This window comes from Pseudomonas sp. MF08831, assembly GCF_059862645.1.
In genome coordinates, this window is the sequence record NZ_JCBCUX010000007.1 from 300627 (window position 1) to 318954 (window position 18328).

The 18328-nt window shown below is 54.2% G+C and carries 32 protein-coding genes; all 32 read right to left on the reverse strand.

The features are described 5' to 3' along the window. Position 1: 1 nt before the first annotated feature. Positions 2-388, reverse strand: a complete 387-nt coding sequence (rplQ, locus tag AC19YS_RS17365; RefSeq protein ID WP_003176402.1) for a 50S ribosomal protein L17 — start codon at positions 386-388, stop codon at positions 2-4. Positions 389-429: 41 nt separating this feature from the next. Further along, a complete protein-coding gene (locus tag AC19YS_RS17370; protein WP_003176403.1) occupies positions 430-1431 on the reverse strand; it encodes a DNA-directed RNA polymerase subunit alpha in 1002 nt (333 codons plus the stop codon). A 22-nt stretch (positions 1432-1453) separates the two neighbouring features. Next, complete coding sequence (gene rpsD / locus AC19YS_RS17375; protein ID WP_003210056.1) at positions 1454-2074, reverse strand: 30S ribosomal protein S4; 621 nt, start codon at positions 2072-2074, stop codon at positions 1454-1456. Between the two features lie 18 nt (positions 2075-2092). Further along, positions 2093-2482 (reverse strand): 30S ribosomal protein S11, encoded by a 390-nt coding sequence (gene rpsK, locus AC19YS_RS17380; protein ID WP_002555466.1) that lies wholly within the window; start codon positions 2480-2482, stop codon positions 2093-2095. Between the two features lie 30 nt (positions 2483-2512). Then, positions 2513-2869: a 30S ribosomal protein S13 gene (rpsM, locus tag AC19YS_RS17385; RefSeq protein WP_024077676.1), complete on the reverse strand. Its 357-nt coding sequence runs from the start codon at positions 2867-2869 to the stop codon at positions 2513-2515. A 129-nt stretch (positions 2870-2998) separates the two neighbouring features. Then, positions 2999-3115, reverse strand: a complete 117-nt coding sequence (gene rpmJ / locus AC19YS_RS17390; RefSeq protein WP_002555468.1) for a 50S ribosomal protein L36 — start codon at positions 3113-3115, stop codon at positions 2999-3001. A gap of 27 nt (positions 3116-3142) precedes the next feature. Continuing rightward, a complete protein-coding gene (gene secY, locus AC19YS_RS17395; protein ID WP_016969470.1) occupies positions 3143-4471 on the reverse strand; it encodes a preprotein translocase subunit SecY in 1329 nt (442 codons plus the stop codon). Then, positions 4472-4909 (reverse strand): 50S ribosomal protein L15, encoded by a 438-nt coding sequence (rplO, locus tag AC19YS_RS17400; protein WP_003176407.1) that lies wholly within the window; start codon positions 4907-4909, stop codon positions 4472-4474. Positions 4910-4912: 3 nt separating this feature from the next. Further along, a complete protein-coding gene (rpmD, locus tag AC19YS_RS17405; protein ID WP_003176408.1) occupies positions 4913-5089 on the reverse strand; it encodes a 50S ribosomal protein L30 in 177 nt (58 codons plus the stop codon). Between the two features lie 2 nt (positions 5090-5091). Continuing rightward, positions 5092-5592, reverse strand: coding sequence for a 30S ribosomal protein S5 (gene rpsE, locus AC19YS_RS17410; RefSeq protein ID WP_003176409.1), 501 nt, complete (start codon positions 5590-5592; stop codon positions 5092-5094). A 3-nt stretch (positions 5593-5595) separates the two neighbouring features. After that, complete coding sequence (gene rplR, locus AC19YS_RS17415; protein WP_003186037.1) at positions 5596-5946, reverse strand: 50S ribosomal protein L18; 351 nt, start codon at positions 5944-5946, stop codon at positions 5596-5598. A gap of 10 nt (positions 5947-5956) precedes the next feature. After that, positions 5957-6490: a 50S ribosomal protein L6 gene (gene rplF, locus AC19YS_RS17420; protein WP_003176412.1), complete on the reverse strand. Its 534-nt coding sequence runs from the start codon at positions 6488-6490 to the stop codon at positions 5957-5959. A gap of 12 nt (positions 6491-6502) precedes the next feature. Further along, the gene (gene rpsH, locus AC19YS_RS17425; protein WP_010566853.1) at positions 6503-6895 is read right to left on the reverse strand and encodes a 30S ribosomal protein S8; all 393 of its coding nucleotides are present in this window, start codon (positions 6893-6895) and stop codon (positions 6503-6505) included. A gap of 208 nt (positions 6896-7103) precedes the next feature. Next, positions 7104-7409 (reverse strand): 30S ribosomal protein S14, encoded by a 306-nt coding sequence (gene rpsN / locus AC19YS_RS17430; RefSeq protein WP_003176414.1) that lies wholly within the window; start codon positions 7407-7409, stop codon positions 7104-7106. 13 nt (positions 7410-7422) lie between these two features. Further along, positions 7423-7962 carry a 50S ribosomal protein L5 gene (gene rplE / locus AC19YS_RS17435; protein ID WP_003194642.1) on the reverse strand — a complete coding sequence of 180 codons (540 nt, stop codon included), beginning with the start codon at positions 7960-7962 and terminating at the stop codon, positions 7423-7425. A gap of 22 nt (positions 7963-7984) precedes the next feature. Next, the gene (gene rplX, locus AC19YS_RS17440; RefSeq protein ID WP_007896770.1) at positions 7985-8299 is read right to left on the reverse strand and encodes a 50S ribosomal protein L24; all 315 of its coding nucleotides are present in this window, start codon (positions 8297-8299) and stop codon (positions 7985-7987) included. A gap of 11 nt (positions 8300-8310) precedes the next feature. Beyond that, positions 8311-8679: a 50S ribosomal protein L14 gene (gene rplN / locus AC19YS_RS17445; protein ID WP_002555479.1), complete on the reverse strand. Its 369-nt coding sequence runs from the start codon at positions 8677-8679 to the stop codon at positions 8311-8313. A 23-nt stretch (positions 8680-8702) separates the two neighbouring features. Beyond that, positions 8703-8969, reverse strand: coding sequence for a 30S ribosomal protein S17 (gene rpsQ / locus AC19YS_RS17450; RefSeq protein ID WP_003176419.1), 267 nt, complete (start codon positions 8967-8969; stop codon positions 8703-8705). Positions 8970-8971: 2 nt separating this feature from the next. After that, positions 8972-9163 carry a 50S ribosomal protein L29 gene (rpmC, locus tag AC19YS_RS17455; RefSeq protein ID WP_002555481.1) on the reverse strand — a complete coding sequence of 64 codons (192 nt, stop codon included), beginning with the start codon at positions 9161-9163 and terminating at the stop codon, positions 8972-8974. Next, positions 9163-9576, reverse strand: coding sequence for a 50S ribosomal protein L16 (gene rplP, locus AC19YS_RS17460; protein ID WP_003232424.1), 414 nt, complete (start codon positions 9574-9576; stop codon positions 9163-9165). The genes rpmC and rplP overlap by 1 nt, the downstream gene beginning before the upstream one ends. A gap of 12 nt (positions 9577-9588) precedes the next feature. After that, positions 9589-10275, reverse strand: coding sequence for a 30S ribosomal protein S3 (gene rpsC / locus AC19YS_RS17465; RefSeq protein WP_003176422.1), 687 nt, complete (start codon positions 10273-10275; stop codon positions 9589-9591). Positions 10276-10288: 13 nt separating this feature from the next. Beyond that, a complete protein-coding gene (gene rplV, locus AC19YS_RS17470) occupies positions 10289-10621 on the reverse strand; it encodes a 50S ribosomal protein L22 (RefSeq protein ID WP_003103908.1) in 333 nt (110 codons plus the stop codon). A gap of 11 nt (positions 10622-10632) precedes the next feature. Then, on the reverse strand, positions 10633-10908 hold the full coding sequence (rpsS, locus tag AC19YS_RS17475; RefSeq protein WP_002555486.1) for a 30S ribosomal protein S19: 276 nt from the start codon (positions 10906-10908) through the stop codon (positions 10633-10635). Between the two features lie 16 nt (positions 10909-10924). Further along, positions 10925-11749, reverse strand: a complete 825-nt coding sequence (rplB, locus tag AC19YS_RS17480; protein WP_003210080.1) for a 50S ribosomal protein L2 — start codon at positions 11747-11749, stop codon at positions 10925-10927. A gap of 14 nt (positions 11750-11763) precedes the next feature. Continuing rightward, positions 11764-12063, reverse strand: a complete 300-nt coding sequence (gene rplW, locus AC19YS_RS17485; protein ID WP_002555488.1) for a 50S ribosomal protein L23 — start codon at positions 12061-12063, stop codon at positions 11764-11766. Further along, a complete protein-coding gene (gene rplD / locus AC19YS_RS17490; RefSeq protein WP_017135963.1) occupies positions 12060-12662 on the reverse strand; it encodes a 50S ribosomal protein L4 in 603 nt (200 codons plus the stop codon). Before rplD ends, rplW begins: the two co-directional genes overlap by 4 nt. Before the next feature lie 12 nt (positions 12663-12674). Beyond that, positions 12675-13310, reverse strand: coding sequence for a 50S ribosomal protein L3 (rplC, locus tag AC19YS_RS17495; protein ID WP_003194649.1), 636 nt, complete (start codon positions 13308-13310; stop codon positions 12675-12677). Positions 13311-13391: 81 nt separating this feature from the next. Beyond that, a complete protein-coding gene (gene rpsJ, locus AC19YS_RS17500; protein ID WP_003186070.1) occupies positions 13392-13703 on the reverse strand; it encodes a 30S ribosomal protein S10 in 312 nt (103 codons plus the stop codon). Positions 13704-13862: 159 nt separating this feature from the next. Beyond that, positions 13863-15056 (reverse strand): elongation factor Tu, encoded by a 1194-nt coding sequence (tuf, locus tag AC19YS_RS17505; protein ID WP_003176426.1) that lies wholly within the window; start codon positions 15054-15056, stop codon positions 13863-13865. 30 nt (positions 15057-15086) lie between these two features. After that, positions 15087-17192 carry an elongation factor G gene (gene fusA, locus AC19YS_RS17510; RefSeq protein WP_106580215.1) on the reverse strand — a complete coding sequence of 702 codons (2106 nt, stop codon included), beginning with the start codon at positions 17190-17192 and terminating at the stop codon, positions 15087-15089. A 30-nt stretch (positions 17193-17222) separates the two neighbouring features. Next, a complete protein-coding gene (gene rpsG / locus AC19YS_RS17515; protein WP_002555493.1) occupies positions 17223-17693 on the reverse strand; it encodes a 30S ribosomal protein S7 in 471 nt (156 codons plus the stop codon). Positions 17694-17811: 118 nt separating this feature from the next. Next, on the reverse strand, positions 17812-18183 hold the full coding sequence (rpsL, locus tag AC19YS_RS17520; protein ID WP_002555494.1) for a 30S ribosomal protein S12: 372 nt from the start codon (positions 18181-18183) through the stop codon (positions 17812-17814). Positions 18184-18328 lie beyond the last annotated feature (145 nt).

Consider the following 18328-nt stretch of genomic DNA (forward strand, 5'->3'; position numbering starts at 1 on the left):
CTTACTCGGCGGATACAGCTTCGCCGGCAGTAGCACGATCAACCAACTCGACGTACGCCATAGGCGCGTTGTCGCCAGCGCGGAAACCGCACTTGAGGATGCGCAGGTAGCCACCCTCACGGGTAGCGTAACGCTTGCCCAGGTCGTTGAAGAGCTTACCAACGATAGCTTTCGAACGAGTACGGTCGAAAGCCAGACGGCGGTTAGCCAGGCTGTCTGTCTTGGCCAAAGTGATCAGCGGCTCAGCAACGCGACGCAGTTCTTTAGCTTTCGGCAGTGTAGTTTTGATCAGCTCGTGCTCGAACAGCGACACCGCCATGTTTTGGAACATGGCCTTGCGGTGCGAGCTGGTACGGCTCAGGTGACGACCACTTTTACGATGACGCATGGTTCATTCCTTACCAAACTCACGTTCGGTGATTACGACGATCAGGCAGTCGCCTTGTCGTCCTTCTTAAGACTTGCAGGCGGCCAGTTGTCGAGGCGCATGCCGAGGGACAGACCGCGGGAGGCCAGAACGTCCTTGATTTCAGTCAAGGATTTCTTGCCCAGGTTCGGAGTCTTCAACAGTTCTACTTCGGTACGCTGAATCAGGTCACCGATGTAGTAAATGTTTTCCGCCTTAAGGCAGTTAGCCGAACGTACAGTCAGTTCCAGATCGTCAACCGGGCGAAGCAGGATCGGATCGATCTCGTCTTCCTGCTCGATTACCACTGGTTCGCTGTCACCTTTGAGGTCGACGAACGCAGCCAACTGCTGTTGCAGAATGGTTGCAGCGCGGCGGATAGCCTCTTCAGGATCCAGAGTACCGTTGGTTTCCAGATCAATAACCAGCTTGTCCAGGTTAGTACGCTGTTCGACACGGGCGTTTTCCACCACGTATGCGATACGGCGAACCGGGCTGAACGAAGAGTCAAGCTGCAAGCGACCAATGCTGCGGCTTTCGTCTTCATCGCTCTGACGCGAGTCGGCCGGTTCATAACCACGACCACGAGCTACGGTGAGCTTCATGTTCAGGGCGCCGTTAGACGCCAGGTTAGCGATTACGTGATCGGGGTTAACGATCTCGACATCATGATCCAGCTGAATATCGGCAGCGGTAACCACCCCCGAACCCTTCTTCGACAAGGTCAGCGTAACTTCGTCACGGCCGTGCAGCTTGATAGCCAGACCTTTAAGGTTCAACAGGATTTCAATTACGTCTTCCTGTACACCTTCGATGGCGCTGTACTCGTGGAGCACACCGTCAATCTCGGCCTCGACTACTGCACAGCCGGGCATTGAGGACAACAGGATGCGGCGCAGCGCGTTGCCCAGGGTGTGGCCAAAACCACGCTCGAGAGGCTCGAGAGTGATCTTGGCGCGGGTTGGACTGACAACCTGCACATCAATGTGGCGGGGTGTCAGGAACTCATTTACCGAAATCTGCATGGATGCACCTATTTTCTAGCCCTTACTTGGAGTAGAGCTCGACAATCAGGCTTTCGTTGATGTCGGCGGACAGATCACTGCGAGCAGGAACGTTCTTGAAAACGCCCGACTTCTTCTCAGTGTCTACTTCTACCCATTCTACGCGGCCACGTTGGGCACACAGATCGAGAGCTTGGACAATGCGAAGTTGGTTTTTTGCTTTCTCGCGAATCGCGACCACGTCACCAGCACGAACCTGGTAAGACGGGACGTTAACGGTTTGGCCGTTTACGCTGACGGATTTGTGCGATACCAGCTGACGGGATTCGGCACGAGTCGAACCAAAGCCCATACGGTATACAACGTTGTCCAGACGGCATTCGAGCAGTTGCAGCAGGTTTTCACCGGTTGCACCTTTCTTGCCAGCAGCTTCTTTGTAGTAGCCGCTGAACTGACGCTCGAGAACGCCATAAATACGACGGACCTTCTGCTTTTCACGCAGTTGGGTGCCGTAATCGGACTGGCGACCGCGGCGTTGGCCGTGGATACCAGGTGCTGCTTCAATGTTGCACTTCGATTCGATCGCGCGCACGCCGCTCTTCAGGAAGAGATCGGTGCCTTCGCGACGAGCGAGTTTGCATTTTGGACCAATGTAACGAGCCATTCTTTACAATCTCCTGGATTACACGCGGCGCTTCTTCGGCGGACGGCACCCGTTGTGCGGGATTGGCGTCACGTCGGTGATGCTGGCGATCTTATAGCCACAGCCGTTCAAAGCACGGACAGCAGACTCACGACCTGGACCTGGACCTTTGACGTTGACGTCGAGGTTTTTCAGGCCGTATTCCAGCGCAGCTTGACCAGCACGTTCAGCAGCTACTTGAGCAGCAAACGGGGTGGACTTGCGGGAACCGCGGAAACCCGAACCACCAGAGGTAGCCCAAGACAGCGCGTTACCTTGACGGTCGGTGATGGTCACGATGGTGTTGTTAAAAGATGCATGGATGTGGGCGATGCCATCAACCACTGTCTTTTTAACTTTTTTACGAGGACGAGCAGCAGGTTTTGCCATGATAATTTTCCTGTCGATTCGCTGGGGCGATTACTTGCGGATCGGCTTACGCGGACCTTTACGGGTACGCGCGTTAGTCTTGGTACGCTGACCGCGTACTGGAAGACCACGACGATGACGCAGACCGCGATAGCAACCGAGGTCCATCAAACGCTTGATTTTCATGTTGATTTCGCGACGCAGGTCACCTTCAGTGGTGAACTTCGCCACTTCGCCACGCAGCAATTCAATCTGCTCGTCGCTCAGATCCTTGATCTTAGCGGCTGGGTTTACCCCAGCAACTGCGCAAATTTTCTGCGCAGTAGTGCGACCAACACCATAGATGTAGGTCAGCGAGATAACAGTGTGCTTGTTATCTGGAATGTTAACGCCTGCAATACGGGCCATTCAGTGGGACTCCAATTGACAGCTACCTACGCCCCGGAAGCCAAGAAATAGGGCGCGAGATAATATCGCTGTAATAACAAATAATCAACCCGGCAGCGCACTAGCTGCCGGGCTTCAAGCGGATCACACTCAGCCTTGGCGCTGTTTGTGACGCGGTTCCGCGCTGCAAATTACTCGAACAACACCTTCGCGGCGAATAATCTTGCAGTTACGGCACAGCTTTTTCACCGATGCACGAACTTTCATCACCAACTCCTCGAACCTTATGGGTACTCAGCGCAACATGCCGCTGCCGTAACCCTTCAGGTTGGCTTTCTTCATCAGGGATTCGTACTGGTGCGAAACGAGGTGCGATTGTACTTGGGACATGAAGTCCATCACAACCACGACCACGATCAGCAACGAGGTCCCGCCAAGGTAGAACGGAACGTTTGCTGCAACCACCAGGAACTGGGGCAACAAGCACACGGCCGTCATATATAGAGCACCGAACAGGGTCAAACGAGTCAGAACGCCATCAATGTAGCGCGCAGACTGCTCACCTGGACGAATACCCGGAATAAAGGCACCGGACTTCTTCAGGTTTTCCGCTACGTCTTTCGGATTGAACATCAACGCCGTATAGAAGAAGCAGAAGAAAATAATCCCTGCACTAAACAGCAGAATATTCAACGGCTGACCAGGAGCGATCGACTGAGAGAGGTCCTGCAGCCAGCCCATGTTTTCAGACTGACCAAACCAGGTACCCAACGAAGCCGGAAACAGCAAAATGCTGCTCGCGAAAATTGCCGGAATAACACCGGCCATATTCACTTTCAGCGGCAAGTGGCTGGTCTGCGCAGCGAAGACCTTACGGCCCTGCTGACGCTTGGCGTAGTGAACAGCAATACGACGCTGACCACGCTCAATGAACACCACAAAACCGATAATCGCTACTGCCAGCAGACCGATAGCAACCAGAGCGAAGATATTGATATCACCCTGACGTGCAGACTCGAAAGACTGCCCAATTGCTCTCGGAAGACCGGCGACGATACCTGCGAAAATCAACATCGAGATACCGTTACCAACACCACGCTCAGTAATCTGCTCACCCAGCCACATCATGAACATCGCACCAGCCACAAAAGTGGATACCGCGACGAAATAGAAGCCAAAGTCACCAGTGAACGCAACGCCCTGCCCTGCCAGGCCAACGGACATGCCGATAGCTTGAACCAGGGCAAGGACGACAGTGCCGTAGCGGGTGTACTGGCTAATCTTGCGACGGCCAGCTTCACCTTCCTTCTTCAACTGCTCCAACTGCGGGCTGACGGCGGTCATCAGTTGCATGATGATCGATGCCGAAATGTACGGCATGATCCCCAGTGCAAAAATGCTCATCCGTTCCAGCGCGCCGCCGGAAAACATGTTGAACAAGCTAAGAATGGTCCCCTCATTCTGTCGAAACAGGTCTGCGAGTCGGTCCGGGTTGATACCTGGAACCGGGATGTGTGCGCCTATTCGGTAGACGATAATCGCCAGGAACAGAAAACGCAGACGAGCCCAGAGTTCAGACATACCGCCTTTGCCGAGCGCTGAGAGAGCACCTTGCTTAGCCATTTATTCCTCGAACTTGCCGCCAGCTGCTTCGATAGCCGAACGCGCACCTTTGGTGGCGCCGATTCCCTTGCCGATAGTGACAGCGCGAGTCACTTCACCGGACAGCATGATTTTCACACGCTGTACGTTGACGTTGATCACGTTGGCATCTTTCAGGGTCTGCACAGTAACGATGTCGCCTTCCACTTTAGCCAGCTCGGACAGACGCACTTCTGCGCGGTCCATGGCCTTCAGGGAAACGAAACCGAACTTAGGCAGGCGACGATGCAGCGGCTGTTGGCCGCCTTCAAAGCCTGGAGCGATGGTGCCACCGGAGCGGGAGGTTTGACCTTTGTGGCCACGGCCACCAGTCTTACCCAAACCGCTACCGATACCACGGCCCGGACGATGCTTTTCGCGACGGGAACCCGGCGCTGGACTCAGATCATTGAGTTTCATCGATTAACCCTCTACACGCAGCATGTAGTAAGCCTTGTTGATCATCCCGCGATTCTCGGGAGTATCCTGGACTTCTACAGTGTGACCGATGCGACGCAGACCCAAACCCTTAACGCACAGTTTGTGGTTAGGAATGCGGCCGGTCATGCTTTTGATCAGCGTTACTTTAACGGTAGCCATGATCAGAAGATCTCCTTGACAGTCAGACCACGCTTGGCAGCGATGGACTCAGGAGATTGCATAGCTTTCAAACCTTTGAAAGTGGCGTGAACCACGTTTACCGGGTTGGTCGAGCCGTAGCACTTGGCCAGAACGTTCTGAACGCCAGCAACTTCGAGGACAGCACGCATAGCGCCGCCAGCGATGATACCGGTACCTTCAGAAGCAGGCTGCATGTACACCTTCGAAGCGCCGTGAGCGGACTTCATTGCGTACTGCAGAGTGGTGCCGTTCAGATCAACTTGGATCATGTTGCGACGAGCAGCTTCCATTGCCTTCTGGATCGCAGCAGGCACTTCACGTGACTTGCCACGGCCGAAGCCAACGCGCCCTTTACCATCACCAACCACGGTCAACGCGGTGAAAGTGAAGATACGGCCGCCTTTAACGGTTTTGGCTACGCGGTTAACTTGAACCAGCTTCTCAATGTAGCCTTCGTCGCGCTTTTGGTCGTTATTTGACATAACTTAGAACTCCAGCCCAGCTTCACGAGCAGCATCAGCCAGCGCTTTCACGCGACCGTGGTACTTGAAGCCAGAGCGGTCGAAAGCCACTTGCGAGACGCCAGCGGCCTTAGCACGCGTAGCGACCAGCTGGCCAACCTTTGTGGCCGCGTCGATGTTGCCAGTGGCACCATCACGCAGTTCTTTATCCAAAGTCGAGGCGCTTGCCAGGACTTTGTTGCCGTCGGCCGAGATGACCTGGGCGTAGATGTGCTGCGACGAGCGGAACACGCAGAGACGCACGACTTCGAGTTCGTGCATTTTCAGGCGTGCTTTGCGAGCGCGACGCAGTCGAGTAACTTTTTTGTCGGTCATTTGCTATGCCCTACTTCTTCTTGGCTTCTTTACGACGGACGACTTCGTCCGCGTAGCGCACACCTTTGCCTTTGTACGGCTCTGGTGGACGGAAGTCGCGGATCTCAGCGGCCACCTGACCTACCAGCTGCTTATCAATACCCTTGATCAGGATATCGGTCTGGCTAGGGGTCTCAGCGGTGATGCCTTCCGGCAGTTCGTAATCCACTGGGTGCGAGAAGCCAAGGGCCAGGTTCAAAACCGTGCCTTTTGCTTGCGCTTTGTAACCAACACCGACCAGCTGGAGCTTGCGCTCGAAGCCTTGGCTTACGCCTTGGACCATGTTGTTTACCAACGCACGCGTGGTACCGGCCATTGCGCGAGTTTGTTGATCGCCATTGCGAGCAGCGAAACGCAGCTCACCAGCTTCTTCAACGATCTCAACGGACGAATGGATGTTCAGTTCAAGAGTGCCCTTGGCACCCTTCACCGAAAGCTGTTGGCCTGCGAATTTTACTTCGACACCGGCTGGCAGCTTAACGGGGTTCTTAGCGACGCGAGACATGCTTATCCCCCCTTAGAACACAGTGCAAAGAACTTCGCCGCCGACACCGGCAGCGCGCGCAGCACGATCCGTCATCACACCTTTGTTGGTGGAGACGATAGACACGCCCAGACCGCCACGAACTTTCGGCAGATCTTCAGCGGACTTGTACTGACGCAGGCCTGGACGGCTAACGCGCTTCACTTCCTCGATGACCGAACGGCCTTCGAAGTACTTCAGCTCGATGGACAGCAGTGGTTTTGTTTCGCTGCTGATCTGATAACCCGCAATGTAGCCTTCGTCTTTCAGGACTTTGGCAACAGCTACCTTCAACTTGGAAGATGGCATGCTTACGACGGACTTTTCAGCCATCTGGGCATTACGGATACGAGTTAGCATGTCCGCTAACGGGTCCTGCATACTCATGGGCTAGACGCTCCTAATACAAAAAAATTAGCCTTGCGGCTACATATGTCGCCGAGAATCTCCGAGCATAGAAAACACGGGCTCAGGCGAGCCGGATATTCTAGACACACTCCGGAAATGAAACAAGCCCCAAAAGGGGCTTGTTCCAGATTCAAGGTCACCGGTGGTCAGTATCTTGCGATGCAGGCCACCTGGACGTCGAAAGTACTTACCAGCTGGCTTTAACCAGACCTGGTACGTCACCACGCATTGCCGCTTCACGCAGTTTGTTACGGCCGAGGCCGAACTTGCGGTAAACGCCGTGTGGACGACCGGTCAGGCGGCAGCGGTTACGCATGCGCGAAGCGCTTGCGTCACGTGGCTGCTTCTGCAGAGCAACTGTAGCTTCCCAACGTGCTTCTGGACTTGCGTTCAGATCAACGATGATTGCTTTCAGTGCTGCACGCTTCTTGGCGTACTTGGCAACCGTGAGCTGACGCTTCAGCTCGCGGTTTTTCATGCTCATCTTGGCCATGGTCCTACTCCAATCAGTTGCGGAACGGGAATTTGAAAGCACGCAACAGGGCGCGACCTTCATCATCGTTCTTGGCAGTGGTGGTCAGGGTGATGTCCAGACCGCGGAGAGCATCGATCTTGTCGTAGTCGATTTCCGGGAAGATGATCTGCTCTTTCACGCCCATGCTGTAGTTACCACGACCATCGAAGGACTTGGCATTCAGGCCGCGGAAGTCGCGGACCCGAGGCAGGGAGATCGACAGCAGACGATCCAGGAATTCGTACATACGCTCACGGCGCAGAGTCACTTTGACGCCGATCGGCCAACCTTCACGGACTTTAAAGCCAGCGATGGATTTCCGAGCGTAAGTCACAACGACTTTTTGACCGGTGATCTTTTCCAGGTCAGCAACAGCGTGCTCGATGACTTTTTTGTCGCCGATCGCTTCGCCCAGACCCATGTTCAGGGTGATTTTGGTAACGCGCGGAACTTCCATCACGTTCCCGAGCTTAAGTTCTTCCTTAAGCTTGGGGGCGATTTCCTTCCGGTAAATCTCTTGTAGTCGTGCCATGGTCTTATCTACCTAGCAGTGTTCAAGCATCAACCGCTTTTTGGGTCGACTTGAAGACACGAATTTTCTTACCGTCTTCTACTTTGAAACCAACACGATCAGCCTTGTTGGTTTCGCCATTGAAGATGGCGACGTTAGAAGCGTGCAGTGGCGCTTCTTTCTCGACGATACCGCCCTGTACGCCCGACATCGGGTTAGGCTTGGTATGACGCTTGACCAGGTTCAGACCACCAACGACCAGACGGTCATCAGCAAGAACCTTCAGCACCTTACCGCGCTTACCTTTGTCTTTGCCGGCGATCACGATGATCTCGTCGTCACGACGAATCTTTTGCATGTCGGATCTCCTTACAGCACTTCTGGGGCGAGCGAGACGATCTTCATGAACTTCTCAGTACGAAGTTCACGGGTCACTGGCCCAAAGATACGGGTGCCGATCGGCTCTTGCTTGTTGTTCAGAAGAACAGCAGCGTTGCCATCAAAGCGGATAATGGAGCCATCTGCACGGCGTACGCCGTGACGAGTGCGGACTACAACAGCAGTCATCACTTGGCCTTTTTTCACTTTACCGCGAGGAATTGCTTCCTTGACGGTAACCTTGATGATGTCACCGATACCAGCGTAACGACGATGGGAGCCACCCAGCACCTTGATGCACATAACACGGCGAGCGCCGCTGTTATCGGCCACATCGAGCATGGATTGAGTCTGAATCATATAATTTCTCCGACCCCTAGTCCTTAGACTTCCACAGCGCGTTCGAGAACATCAACCAGTGCCCAAGACTTGGTCTTGGCCAGCGGACGAGTTTCACGAATAGTGACTTTGTCGCCGATGTGGCACTGATTGGTTTCGTCGTGCGCGTGCAGCTTAGTCGAACGCTTAACATATTTACCGTAGATCGGGTGCTTAACGCGACGCTCGATCAAAACGGTGATGGTTTTGTCCATCTTGTCGCTGACAACACGGCCAGTCAGCGTACGGACAGTCTTTTCGGCTTCAGCCATGATCACTTACCTGCCTGCTGGTTGAGCACAGTCTTCACGCGAGCGATGTCACGCTTAACTTGCGAGAGCAGATGAGACTGCCCCAACTGGCCAGTTGCTTTCTGCATACGCAGATTGAACTGGTCGCGCAGCAAGCCGAGCAGTTGCTCGTTCAGCTGCTGTGCGGATTTTTCACGAAGTTCATTCGCTTTCATCACATCACCGTCCGTTTAACAAAGGCGGTGGCGAGCGGCAGCTTTGCAGCAGCCAGGGCAAAAGCCTCACGCGCCAGCTCTTCAGTTACACCCTCGATTTCATACAGGACTTTGCCTGGCTGAATCTGGGCTACCCAGTATTCCACGTTACCCTTACCTTTACCCATCCGAACCTCGAGAGGCTTTTTGGAGATCGGCTTGTCCGGGAATACACGGATCCAGATCTTGCCGCCACGTTTTACGTGACGGGTCAGAGCACGACGCGCTGACTCGATCTGACGAGCGGTGAGACGACCACGAGCTACAGACTTCAGCGCGAACTCGCCGAAGCTGACTTTGCTACCGCGCTGTGCCAGACCACGGTTGTGGCCTGTCATCTGCTTGCGGAACTTCGTACGCTTAGGTTGCAACATTTGGCGTACCCCTTACTTAGCAGCTTTTTTACGAGGCGCTGGTGCTTGTGGTTTCAGTTCTTCTTGGCGACCACCAATTACTTCGCCTTTGAAGATCCAAACCTTTACACCGATCACACCGTAAGTGGTGTGAGCTTCGTAGTTGGCATAGTCGATGTCGGCACGCAGGGTGTGCAGTGGCACACGACCTTCGCGATACCATTCAGTACGTGCGATTTCAGCACCGCCGAGACGACCGCTCACTTGGATTTTGATGCCTTTGGCACCAATGCGCATGGCGTTCTGCACGGCGCGCTTCATAGCGCGACGGAACATTACGCGACGCTCCAGCTGCTGAGCTACGCTCTGCGCAACCAGCATACCGTCGAGCTCCGGCTTGCGGATCTCTTCGATATTGATGTGCACAGGCACACCCATTTGCTTGGTCAGGTCCTGACGCAGTTTCTCAACATCTTCACCTTTCTTCCCGATAACGATACCTGGACGAGCGGTGTGGATGGTGATACGTGCAGTTTGTGCCGGACGATGGATATCGATACGGCTTACGGACGCGCTTTTTAGTTTGTCTTGGAGATACTCACGCACCTTCAGATCAGCGAACAAATAGTCCGCATAAGTCCGACCGTCTGCGTACCAGACGGAGGTGTGCTCCTTGACGATTCCCAGGCGAATGCCAATGGGATGTACTTTCTGACCCATCTCTTCGACTCCGTTACTTGTCAGCAACCTTGACAGTGATATGGCAAGACCGCTTGACGATGCGATCAGCACGGCCTTTGGCACGTGGCATGATGCGCTTCAGCGAACGCCCTTCGTTGACGAAAACGGTGCTGACCTTCAGGTCATCAACGTCTGCGCCTTCGTTATGCTCGGCGTTGGCTACGGCCGACTCCAGCACTTTCTTCATGATCTCGGCGGCTTTCTTACTGCTGAAAGCCAACAGGTTGAGCGCTTCGCCCACCTTCTTCCCGCGGATCTGGTCGGCGACCAAGCGGGCTTTCTGGGCGGAGATTCGAGCGCCCGACAACTTAGCGGCTACTTCCATTTCCTTACCCCTTAACGCTTGGCTTTCTTGTCTGCCACGTGCCCACGATAAGTGCGGGTACCGGCAAACTCGCCTAGTTTGTGGCCGACCATGTCTTCGTTAACGAGAACTGGGACGTGTTGACGACCGTTGTGTACTGCGATGGTCAGACCGACCATTTGTGGCAGGATCATCGAACGACGCGACCAGGTTTTAACTGGTTTGCGATCGTTCTTTTCCGCCGCCACTTCGATCTTCTTCAGTAGGTGAAGATCAATAAAAGGACCTTTTTTCAGAGAACGTGGCACTGTCGTATCCCTCTATTTACTTGCGACGACGGACGATCATTTTGTCGGTACGCTTATTACCACGAGTCTTCGCGCCCTTAGTCGGGAAGCCCCATGGCGATACCGGATGACGACCACCAGAGGTACGACCTTCACCACCACCGTGTGGGTGGTCAACCGGGTTCATGGCAACACCACGAACGGTTGGGCGAACGCCACGCCAGCGTTTGGCACCAGCTTTACCCAGCGAACGCAGGCTGTGCTCGGAGTTCGAGACTTCACCCAGGGTCGCGCGGCATTCAGCCAGCACTTTACGCATCTCACCAGAACGCAGACGCAGGGTCACGTAGACACCTTCACGAGCGATCAGCTGAGCCGAAGCACCAGCGGAACGAGCGATTTGCGCGCCTTTACCTGGCTTCAATTCGATGCCGTGTACGGTGCTACCAACTGGAATGTTGCGCAGTTGCAGAGCGTTGCCCGGCTTGATCGGTGCCAGAGCACCTGCGATCAGCTGGTCGCCAGCGCTCACGCCTTTAGGGGCGATGATGTAGCGACGCTCGCCATCTGCGTACAGCAGCAGAGCGATGTGAGCAGTACGGTTTGGATCGTATTCGATACGCTCGACAGTGGCAGCGATGCCATCTTTGTCGTTGCGACGGAAGTCGACCAGACGATAATGCTGCTTATGGCCACCACCGATGTGACGAGTGGTAATACGACCATTGTTGTTACGACCACCAGTCTTCGATTTCTTCTCGAGCAGCGGTGCGTGAGGAGCGCCTTTATGCAGCTCCTGGTTGACCACCTTGACCACAAAACGGCGGCCAGGGGAAGTCGGTTTGCATTTAACGATTGCCATGATGCACCCCTTCCTTACTCAGCACTGCTGCTGAAATCGAGATCTTGGCCTGGCTGAAGGGAGATAACTGCCTTCTTCCAGTCATTACGCTTGCCCAGACCGCGAGCAGTGCGCTTGCTCTTACCCAGAACATTCAGGGTAGTAACACGCTCAACTTTCACGCTGAACAGGCTTTCGACGGCCTTCTTGATTTCCAGCTTGGTTGCGTCAGTTGCAACCTTGAAAACGAACTGGCCTTTCTTGTCAGCCAGAACCGTAGCCTTTTCGGAAACGTGCGGGCCAAGCAGAACTTTAAATACGCGTTCCTGGTTCATCCCAGCAGCTCCTCGAATTTCTTCACGGCCGACACGGTGATCAACACCTTGTCGTATGCGATCAGACTAACTGGATCGGAACCTTGCACGTCACGTACATCAACGTGAGGCAGGTTACGAGCAGCCAGGTACAGGTTCTGATCAACAGCTTCGGACACGATCAAAACGTCGGTCAGGCTCATGTTGTTCAGTTTGCCCAGCAGATCTTTGGTTTTTGGACTTTCAACAGCGAAGTCCTGAACCACGACCAGACGATCAGTACGCACGAGTTCAGCAAGGATGGAGCGCAGTGCTGCGCGATACATCTTCTTGTTGAGCTTCTGAGTGTGATCCTGAGGACGAGCTGCGAAAGTGGTACCGCCGCCACGCCAGATTGGGCTACGGATAGTACCGGCACGAGCACGGCCAGTACCTTTCTGACGCCAAGGGCGCTTACCGCCACCACGTACGTCGGAACGGGTCTTTTGCTGCTTGCTACCTTGACGGCCGCCGGCCATGTAGGCCACGACTGCTTGGTGAACCAGCGTCTCGTTGAATTCGCCGCCAAATGTCAGTTCGGAAACTTCGATCGCTTGAGCGTCATTTACATTTAATTGCATGTCAGCTTCCCCTTAACCGCGAGCCTTGGCCGCTGGACGTACAACCAGGTTGCCGCCAGTAGCGCCAGGAACAGCACCCTTGACCAACAACAGATTGCGTTCAGCGTCGACGCGCACTACTTCGAGGGACTGCACGGTCACGCGCTCAGCGCCCATATGACCGGACATTTTTTTGCCCTTGAATACACGACCAGGAGTCTGGCACTGGCCAATAGAGCCCGGGACGCGGTGGGAAACGGAGTTACCGTGAGTGTTGTCTTGACCACGGAAATTCCAACGCTTGATCGTACCCTGGAAGCCTTTACCTTTGGACTGACCGGTTACATCAACCAGTTGACCAGCGGCGAAGATTTCAGCATTGATCAGATCGCCAGCCTGGTAGTCGCCGTCTTCGAGACGGAACTCCATAACAGTGCGACCAGCTGCAACGTTTGCTTTAGCGAAGTGACCTGCTTGAGCAGCAGTCACGCGCGAAGCACGACGCTCGCCGACAGTGACTTGCACTGCACGATAGCCATCGGTTTCTTCAGTTTTGAACTGGGTGACGCGATTCGGTTCGATCTCAATGACCGTGACCGGAATGGAGACACCTTCTTCGGTGAAAATACGGGTCATACCGCATTTACGACCGACTACACCAATAGTCATGTTGTAAACCTCATGAGTGTACGGGGCTTTCACCCGCTATGGCCGCCCATTTCAGAGCGTTACACGACTAAGACCCAAGTCTTAGCCGAGGCTGATCTGTACTTCCACACCGGCCGCCAGATCGAGCTTCATAAGTGCATCAACGGTTTTATCCGTTGGCTGGACGATGTCCAGTACGCGCTTATGAGTACGGATCTCGTACTGGTCACGCGCGTCTTTGTTGACGTGCGGGGAGACCAGAACGGTGAACCGCTCTTTACGGGTAGGCAGTGGAATTGGACCACGCACTTGAGCACCAGTACGTTTCGCGGTTTCCACGATTTCCTGGGTGGATTGGTCGATCAGGCGATGGTCAAAAGCCTTCAACCTGATACGGATTTGCTGATTTTGCATTGGATTTCAGACTCCGGCTGCTATTCCCAGCGAGCGCAATACGCCCGTTAAAAGGAGGCGCAATTCTATAGACGGCCCAGATAGGTGTCAACCCAATAAAAAAGGCCCCCGCTGAGCGGGGGCCTCTTCAAAACATCAAGGCTATCTCGGAAGAGATAATTACTCGATGATTTTAGCTACAACGCCAGCACCAACGGTACGGCCGCCTTCACGGATAGCGAAGCGCAGACCGTCTTCCATTGCGATGGTTTTGATCAGGGTAACAACCATTTTGATGTTGTCGCCTGGCATAACCATTTCAACGCCTTCCGGCAGTTCGCAGTTACCAGTCACGTCAGTAGTACGGAAGTAGAACTGTGGACGGTAGCCTTTGAAGAACGGAGTGTGACGACCGCCTTCTTCTTTGCTCAGCACGTACACTTCAGCTTCGAACTTGGTGTGCGGCTTAACCGAACCTGGCTTAACCAGAACCTGGCCACGCTCAACGTCGTCACGCTTGGTACCACGCAGCAGAACGCCGCAGTTCTCGCCAGCACGACCTTCGTCGAGCAGCTTACGGAACATTTCAACACCGGTGCAGGTGGTGACGGTAGTGTCACGCAGACCAACGATTTCCAGTGGATCTTGAACCTTAACGATACCGCGCTCGATACGACCAGTTACAACAGTACCGCGACCGGAGATCGAGAATACGTCTTCGATTGGCATCAGGAACGGCTTGTCGATAACACGAACTGGATCTGGGATGTAGCTGTCCAGAGTTTCAACCAGTTTACGAACGGACGTGGTGCCCATTTCGTTATCGTCTTTGCCTTCCAGAGCCATACGAGCAGAACCGATGATGATCGGAGTGTCGTCGCCTGGGAAGTCGTAAGTGCTCAGCAGATCGCGCACTTCCATCTCAACCAGTTCCAGCAGCTCAGCGTCGTCTACCAGGTCAGCCTTGTTCAGGTAAACCACGATGTACGGAACGCCTACCTGACGGGACAGCAGGATGTGCTCACGGGTTTGTGGCATCGGACCATCAGCGGCCGAGCAAACCAGAATTGCGCCGTCCATCTGGGCAGCACCGGTGATCATGTTCTTCACATAGTCAGCGTGACCTGGGCAGTCAACGTGAGCGTAGTGACGGATCAGCGAGTTGTATTCAACGTGCGCGGTGTTGATGGTGATACCACGAGCTTTCTCTTCTGGTGCGCTGTCGATTTTATCGAAATCAACGATTGCGGAACCGAATACTTCGGAGCAAACGCGAGTCAGAGCAGCAGTCAGAGTGGTTTTACCGTGGTCAACGTGACCGATGGTGCCAACGTTGACGTGCGGTAGGGAACGATCAAATTTTTCTTTAGCCACGACAATTAACTCCTTGCCTAAAGGACTGAATCAGCCTTGTTTTTTGGATACAGTTTCAGCGATGTGCGCCGGAGCTGTGTTGTATTTTTTGAATTCCATAGAGTAGCTTGCGCGACCCTGAGACATGGAGCGAACGTCGGTCGCATAACCGAACATCTCACCCAACGGAACCTCGGCGCGAATCACCTTGCCGGAAACCGTGTCTTCCATACCCAAGATCATGCCGCGACGACGGTTAAGGTCGCCCATGACATCACCCATATAGTCTTCAGGTGTAACAACTTCTACCGCCATGATTGGCTCAAGCAACTCACCACCGCCCTTCTGGGCCAGTTGCTTGGTTGCCATGGAAGCAGCCACCTTAAACGCCATCTCGTTGGAGTCGACGTCGTGGTAAGAACCGTCAAAAACGGTTGCTTTCAGGCCGATCAGCGGATAGCCGGCAACAACACCGTTCTTCATCTGCTCTTCGATACCCTTCTGGATAGCCGGGATGTATTCCTTAGGAACAACACCACCAACTACTTCGTTCACGAATTGCAGACCTTCCTGACCTTCGTCAGCAGGAGCAAAACGGATCCAGCAGTGACCGAACTGACCACGACCGCCGGACTGACGAACGAACTTGCCTTCGATTTCACAGTTCTTCGTGATGCGCTCACGATAGGAAACCTGAGGCTTACCGATGTTGGCTTCGACGTTGAACTCACGGCGCATCCGGTCAACCAGGATGTCCAGGTGCAGCTCGCCCATGCCGGAGATGATCGTTTGACCAGTCTCTTCATCAGTCTTGACGCGGAAAGATGGATCTTCCTGAGCAAGTTTGCCCAGAGCGATACCCATTTTTTCCTGGTCATCCTTGGTCTTAGGCTCTACGGCAACCGAAATAACCGGCTCCGGGAAGTCCATGCGAACCAGGATGATTGGCTTAGCAGCGTCGCACAAAGTCTCACCCGTGGTGACGTCCTTCATGCCGATCAGGGCCGCGATGTCACCAGCGCGTACTTCCTTGATCTCTTCACGGGCGTTTGCGTGCATTTGCACCATACGACCCACGCGCTCTTTCTTACCTTTAACCGAGTTGATCACGCCGTCGCCGGATGCCAACACGCCCGAGTAAACGCGGACGAAGGTCAAGGTACCCACGAATGGGTCGGTAGCGATCTTGAACGCCAGGGCCGAGAACGGCTCGCTGTCGTCTGCATGACGCTCCATTTCTTCTTCCTCGTTATCAGGGTTGGTACCCTTGATAGCAGGAATGTCAGTTGGAGCAGGCAGGTAGTCGATCACAGCATCGAGAACCAGGGGAACACCCTTGTTCTTGAACGAGGAACCGCAAACAGCCAGGACGATTTCACCAGCGATAGTACGCTGACGCAGAGCGGCCTTGATTTCCGCGTTGGTGAGCTCTTCACCTTCGAGGTACTTGTTCATCAGCTCTTCGCTGGCTTCGGCAGCAGCCTCAACCATGTTGTTGCGCCACTCGTCAGCCAGTTCCTGCAGTTCTGCAGGGATAGGCTTACGAACAGGAACCATACCTTTGTCGGAATCATTCCAGTAAACAGCTTCCATGTTGATCAGGTCGATCTGACCTTGGAAGTTGTCTTCGGAACCGATAGCCAATTGGATTGGCACCGGAGTATGACCCAGACGCTGCTTGATCTGACCGATCACGCGCAGGAAGTTAGCGCCAGCACGGTCCATCTTGTTTACGTAAACAAGACGTGGAACGCCGTATTTGTTGGCTTGACGCCATACGGTTTCCGACTGAGGCTCAACACCCGAGGTACCGCAGAACACAACGACAGCGCCGTCGAGTACACGCAGGGAACGCTCAACTTCAATGGTGAAGTCTACGTGGCCTGGGGTATCGATTACGTTGAAGCGGTGCTCGTCTTTGTACTGCTTCTCGGAACCTTTCCAGAAGGCGGTAATAGCAGCAGAAGTAATGGTAATACCACGCTCCTGCTCCTGAACCATCCAGTCTGTGGTCGCGGCGCCGTCATGCACCTCGCCCATTTTGTGACTTTTGCCGGTGTAAAACAGTACGCGCTCGGTGGTGGTGGTTTTACCAGCATCCACGTGAGCAACGATACCGATGTTACGGTAGCGGCTAATCGGAGTAGTACGAGCCATAAAGCCCTCGCAAAATTAGTGAAGCTAAGATTAGAAGCGGTAGTGCGAGAAAGCTTTGTTAGCTTCAGCCATACGGTGCACGTCTTCACGCTTCTTAACAGCAGCACCTTTACCTTCAGCAGCGTCCAACAGTTCGCCAGCCAAACGCAGAGCCATAGACTTCTCGCCGCGCTTACGGGCGAAGTCTACCAACCAGCGCATTGCCAGAGCGTTACGACGGGACGGACGAACTTCGACCGGAACCTGGTAAGTAGCACCGCCTACACGGCGCGACTTCACTTCGACCAGCGGAGCGATGGCGTCGAGAGCTTTCTCGAAGATTTCCAGGGGGTCGCTGTTCTTGCGTTCTTTAACCTTTTCCAGCGCGCCATAAACGATACGCTCGGCAACGGCTTTCTTGCCGCTTTCCATCACGTGGTTCATGAACTTGGCCAGAATTTGGCTTCCGTATTTTGGATCGTCAAGCACTTCGCGCTTGGCTGCTACGCGTCTTCTTGGCATGGATAAGCCCTCAAACGGTCTTCAGGTTCGCTCGGAATCAGTGCCCTTTCGGGACGCCTCCGACCTTACTCTTATCGACTCAGAAAATAAGATGATTCAGTTTTACAAAAAGCCGCTACTACTTAGGCTTCTTGGTACCGTACTTCGAACGACCCTGGTTACGACCTTTAACGCCGGAAGTATCCAAGGAGCCGCGTACGGTGTGGTAACGAACACCTGGCAAGTCTTTTACACGACCGCCGCGGATCAGTACCACGCTGTGCTCTTGCAGGTTGTGGCCTTCACCGCCGATGTACGAGGAAACCTCGAAACCGTTGGTCAGGCGCACACGGCATACTTTACGCAGTGCCGAGTTAGGTTTTTTCGGCGTAGTGGTATACACGCGAGTGCATACGCCACGACGTTGCGGGCAGTTCTGCAGCGCAGGTACGTCGGATTTCTCGACGATACGCTTACGCGGCTGACGTACCAGCTGGTTGATAGTTGCCATCTACTAGCTCCACTGTTGTCTTGCGACGCTATTGTCTTGCAAGAAAAGCAAAATGGCAGGAACGAATTCCCGCCAAATTTAGGGGTACAAGAGTCTAAAGAGGATCTTGCCCCCAGTCAAGGCAAGGCCCCGACCTCCCCTCTCA

What these genes read in the sequence shown, in the direction of transcription:
- rpsN (WP_003176414.1), bottom strand. Translation starts at nt 7,409, where the DNA reads ATGGCCAAGATGAGCATGAAAAACCGCGAGCTGAAGCGTCAGCTCACG.
- rplC (WP_003194649.1), bottom strand. Translation starts at nt 13,310, where the DNA reads ATGACTATTGGTGTAGTCGGTCGTAAATGCGGTATGACCCGTATTTTC.
- rpsJ (WP_003186070.1), bottom strand. Translation starts at nt 13,703, where the DNA reads ATGCAAAATCAGCAAATCCGTATCAGGTTGAAGGCTTTTGACCATCGC.
- rpsH (WP_010566853.1), bottom strand. Translation starts at nt 6,895, where the DNA reads ATGAGTATGCAGGACCCGTTAGCGGACATGCTAACTCGTATCCGTAAT.
- rpsD (WP_003210056.1), bottom strand. Translation starts at nt 2,074, where the DNA reads ATGGCTCGTTACATTGGTCCAAAATGCAAACTCGCTCGTCGCGAAGGC.
- rplP (WP_003232424.1), bottom strand. Translation starts at nt 9,576, where the DNA reads ATGTTGCAACCTAAGCGTACGAAGTTCCGCAAGCAGATGACAGGCCAC.
- rpsQ (WP_003176419.1), bottom strand. Translation starts at nt 8,969, where the DNA reads ATGGCTGAAGCCGAAAAGACTGTCCGTACGCTGACTGGCCGTGTTGTC.
- rplN (WP_002555479.1), bottom strand. Translation starts at nt 8,679, where the DNA reads ATGATTCAGACTCAATCCATGCTCGATGTGGCCGATAACAGCGGCGCT.
- rplR (WP_003186037.1), bottom strand. Translation starts at nt 5,946, where the DNA reads ATGACCGACAAAAAAGTTACTCGACTGCGTCGCGCTCGCAAAGCACGC.
- fusA (WP_106580215.1), bottom strand. Translation starts at nt 17,192, where the DNA reads ATGGCTCGTACTACTCCGATTAGCCGCTACCGTAACATCGGTATCGTT.
- rpmJ (WP_002555468.1), bottom strand. Translation starts at nt 3,115, where the DNA reads ATGAAAGTTCGTGCATCGGTGAAAAAGCTGTGCCGTAACTGCAAGATT.
- rpmC (WP_002555481.1), bottom strand. Translation starts at nt 9,163, where the DNA reads ATGAAAGCGAATGAACTTCGTGAAAAATCCGCACAGCAGCTGAACGAG.
- AC19YS_RS17370 (WP_003176403.1), bottom strand. Translation starts at nt 1,431, where the DNA reads ATGCAGATTTCGGTAAATGAGTTCCTGACACCCCGCCACATTGATGTG.
- rpsL (WP_002555494.1), bottom strand. Translation starts at nt 18,183, where the DNA reads ATGGCAACTATCAACCAGCTGGTACGTCAGCCGCGTAAGCGTATCGTC.
- rpmD (WP_003176408.1), bottom strand. Translation starts at nt 5,089, where the DNA reads ATGGCTACCGTTAAAGTAACGCTGATCAAAAGCATGACCGGCCGCATT.
- rpsK (WP_002555466.1), bottom strand. Translation starts at nt 2,482, where the DNA reads ATGGCAAAACCTGCTGCTCGTCCTCGTAAAAAAGTTAAAAAGACAGTG.
- rplB (WP_003210080.1), bottom strand. Translation starts at nt 11,749, where the DNA reads ATGGCAATCGTTAAATGCAAACCGACTTCCCCTGGCCGCCGTTTTGTG.
- rplW (WP_002555488.1), bottom strand. Translation starts at nt 12,063, where the DNA reads ATGAACCAGGAACGCGTATTTAAAGTTCTGCTTGGCCCGCACGTTTCC.
- rpsG (WP_002555493.1), bottom strand. Translation starts at nt 17,693, where the DNA reads ATGCCAAGAAGACGCGTAGCAGCCAAGCGCGAAGTGCTTGACGATCCA.
- rpsM (WP_024077676.1), bottom strand. Translation starts at nt 2,869, where the DNA reads ATGGCCCGTATTGCAGGCGTTAACATTCCAGATAACAAGCACACTGTT.
- rplX (WP_007896770.1), bottom strand. Translation starts at nt 8,299, where the DNA reads ATGCAAAAGATTCGTCGTGACGACGAGATCATCGTGATCGCCGGCAAA.
- rplQ (WP_003176402.1), bottom strand. Translation starts at nt 388, where the DNA reads ATGCGTCATCGTAAAAGTGGTCGTCACCTGAGCCGTACCAGCTCGCAC.
- rpsE (WP_003176409.1), bottom strand. Translation starts at nt 5,592, where the DNA reads ATGTCAAATAACGACCAAAAGCGCGACGAAGGCTACATTGAGAAGCTG.
- rplO (WP_003176407.1), bottom strand. Translation starts at nt 4,909, where the DNA reads ATGAAACTCAATGATCTGAGTCCAGCGCCGGGTTCCCGTCGCGAAAAG.
- rplV (WP_003103908.1), bottom strand. Translation starts at nt 10,621, where the DNA reads ATGGAAGTAGCCGCTAAGTTGTCGGGCGCTCGAATCTCCGCCCAGAAA.
- rplD (WP_017135963.1), bottom strand. Translation starts at nt 12,662, where the DNA reads ATGCAATTAAATGTAAATGACGCTCAAGCGATCGAAGTTTCCGAACTG.
- rplF (WP_003176412.1), bottom strand. Translation starts at nt 6,490, where the DNA reads ATGTCTCGCGTCGCTAAGAACCCCGTTAAGCTGCCAGCCGGTGTCGAA.
- rpsC (WP_003176422.1), bottom strand. Translation starts at nt 10,275, where the DNA reads ATGGGTCAGAAAGTACATCCCATTGGCATTCGCCTGGGAATCGTCAAG.
- secY (WP_016969470.1), bottom strand. Translation starts at nt 4,471, where the DNA reads ATGGCTAAGCAAGGTGCTCTCTCAGCGCTCGGCAAAGGCGGTATGTCT.
- rplE (WP_003194642.1), bottom strand. Translation starts at nt 7,962, where the DNA reads ATGGCACGACTACAAGAGATTTACCGGAAGGAAATCGCCCCCAAGCTT.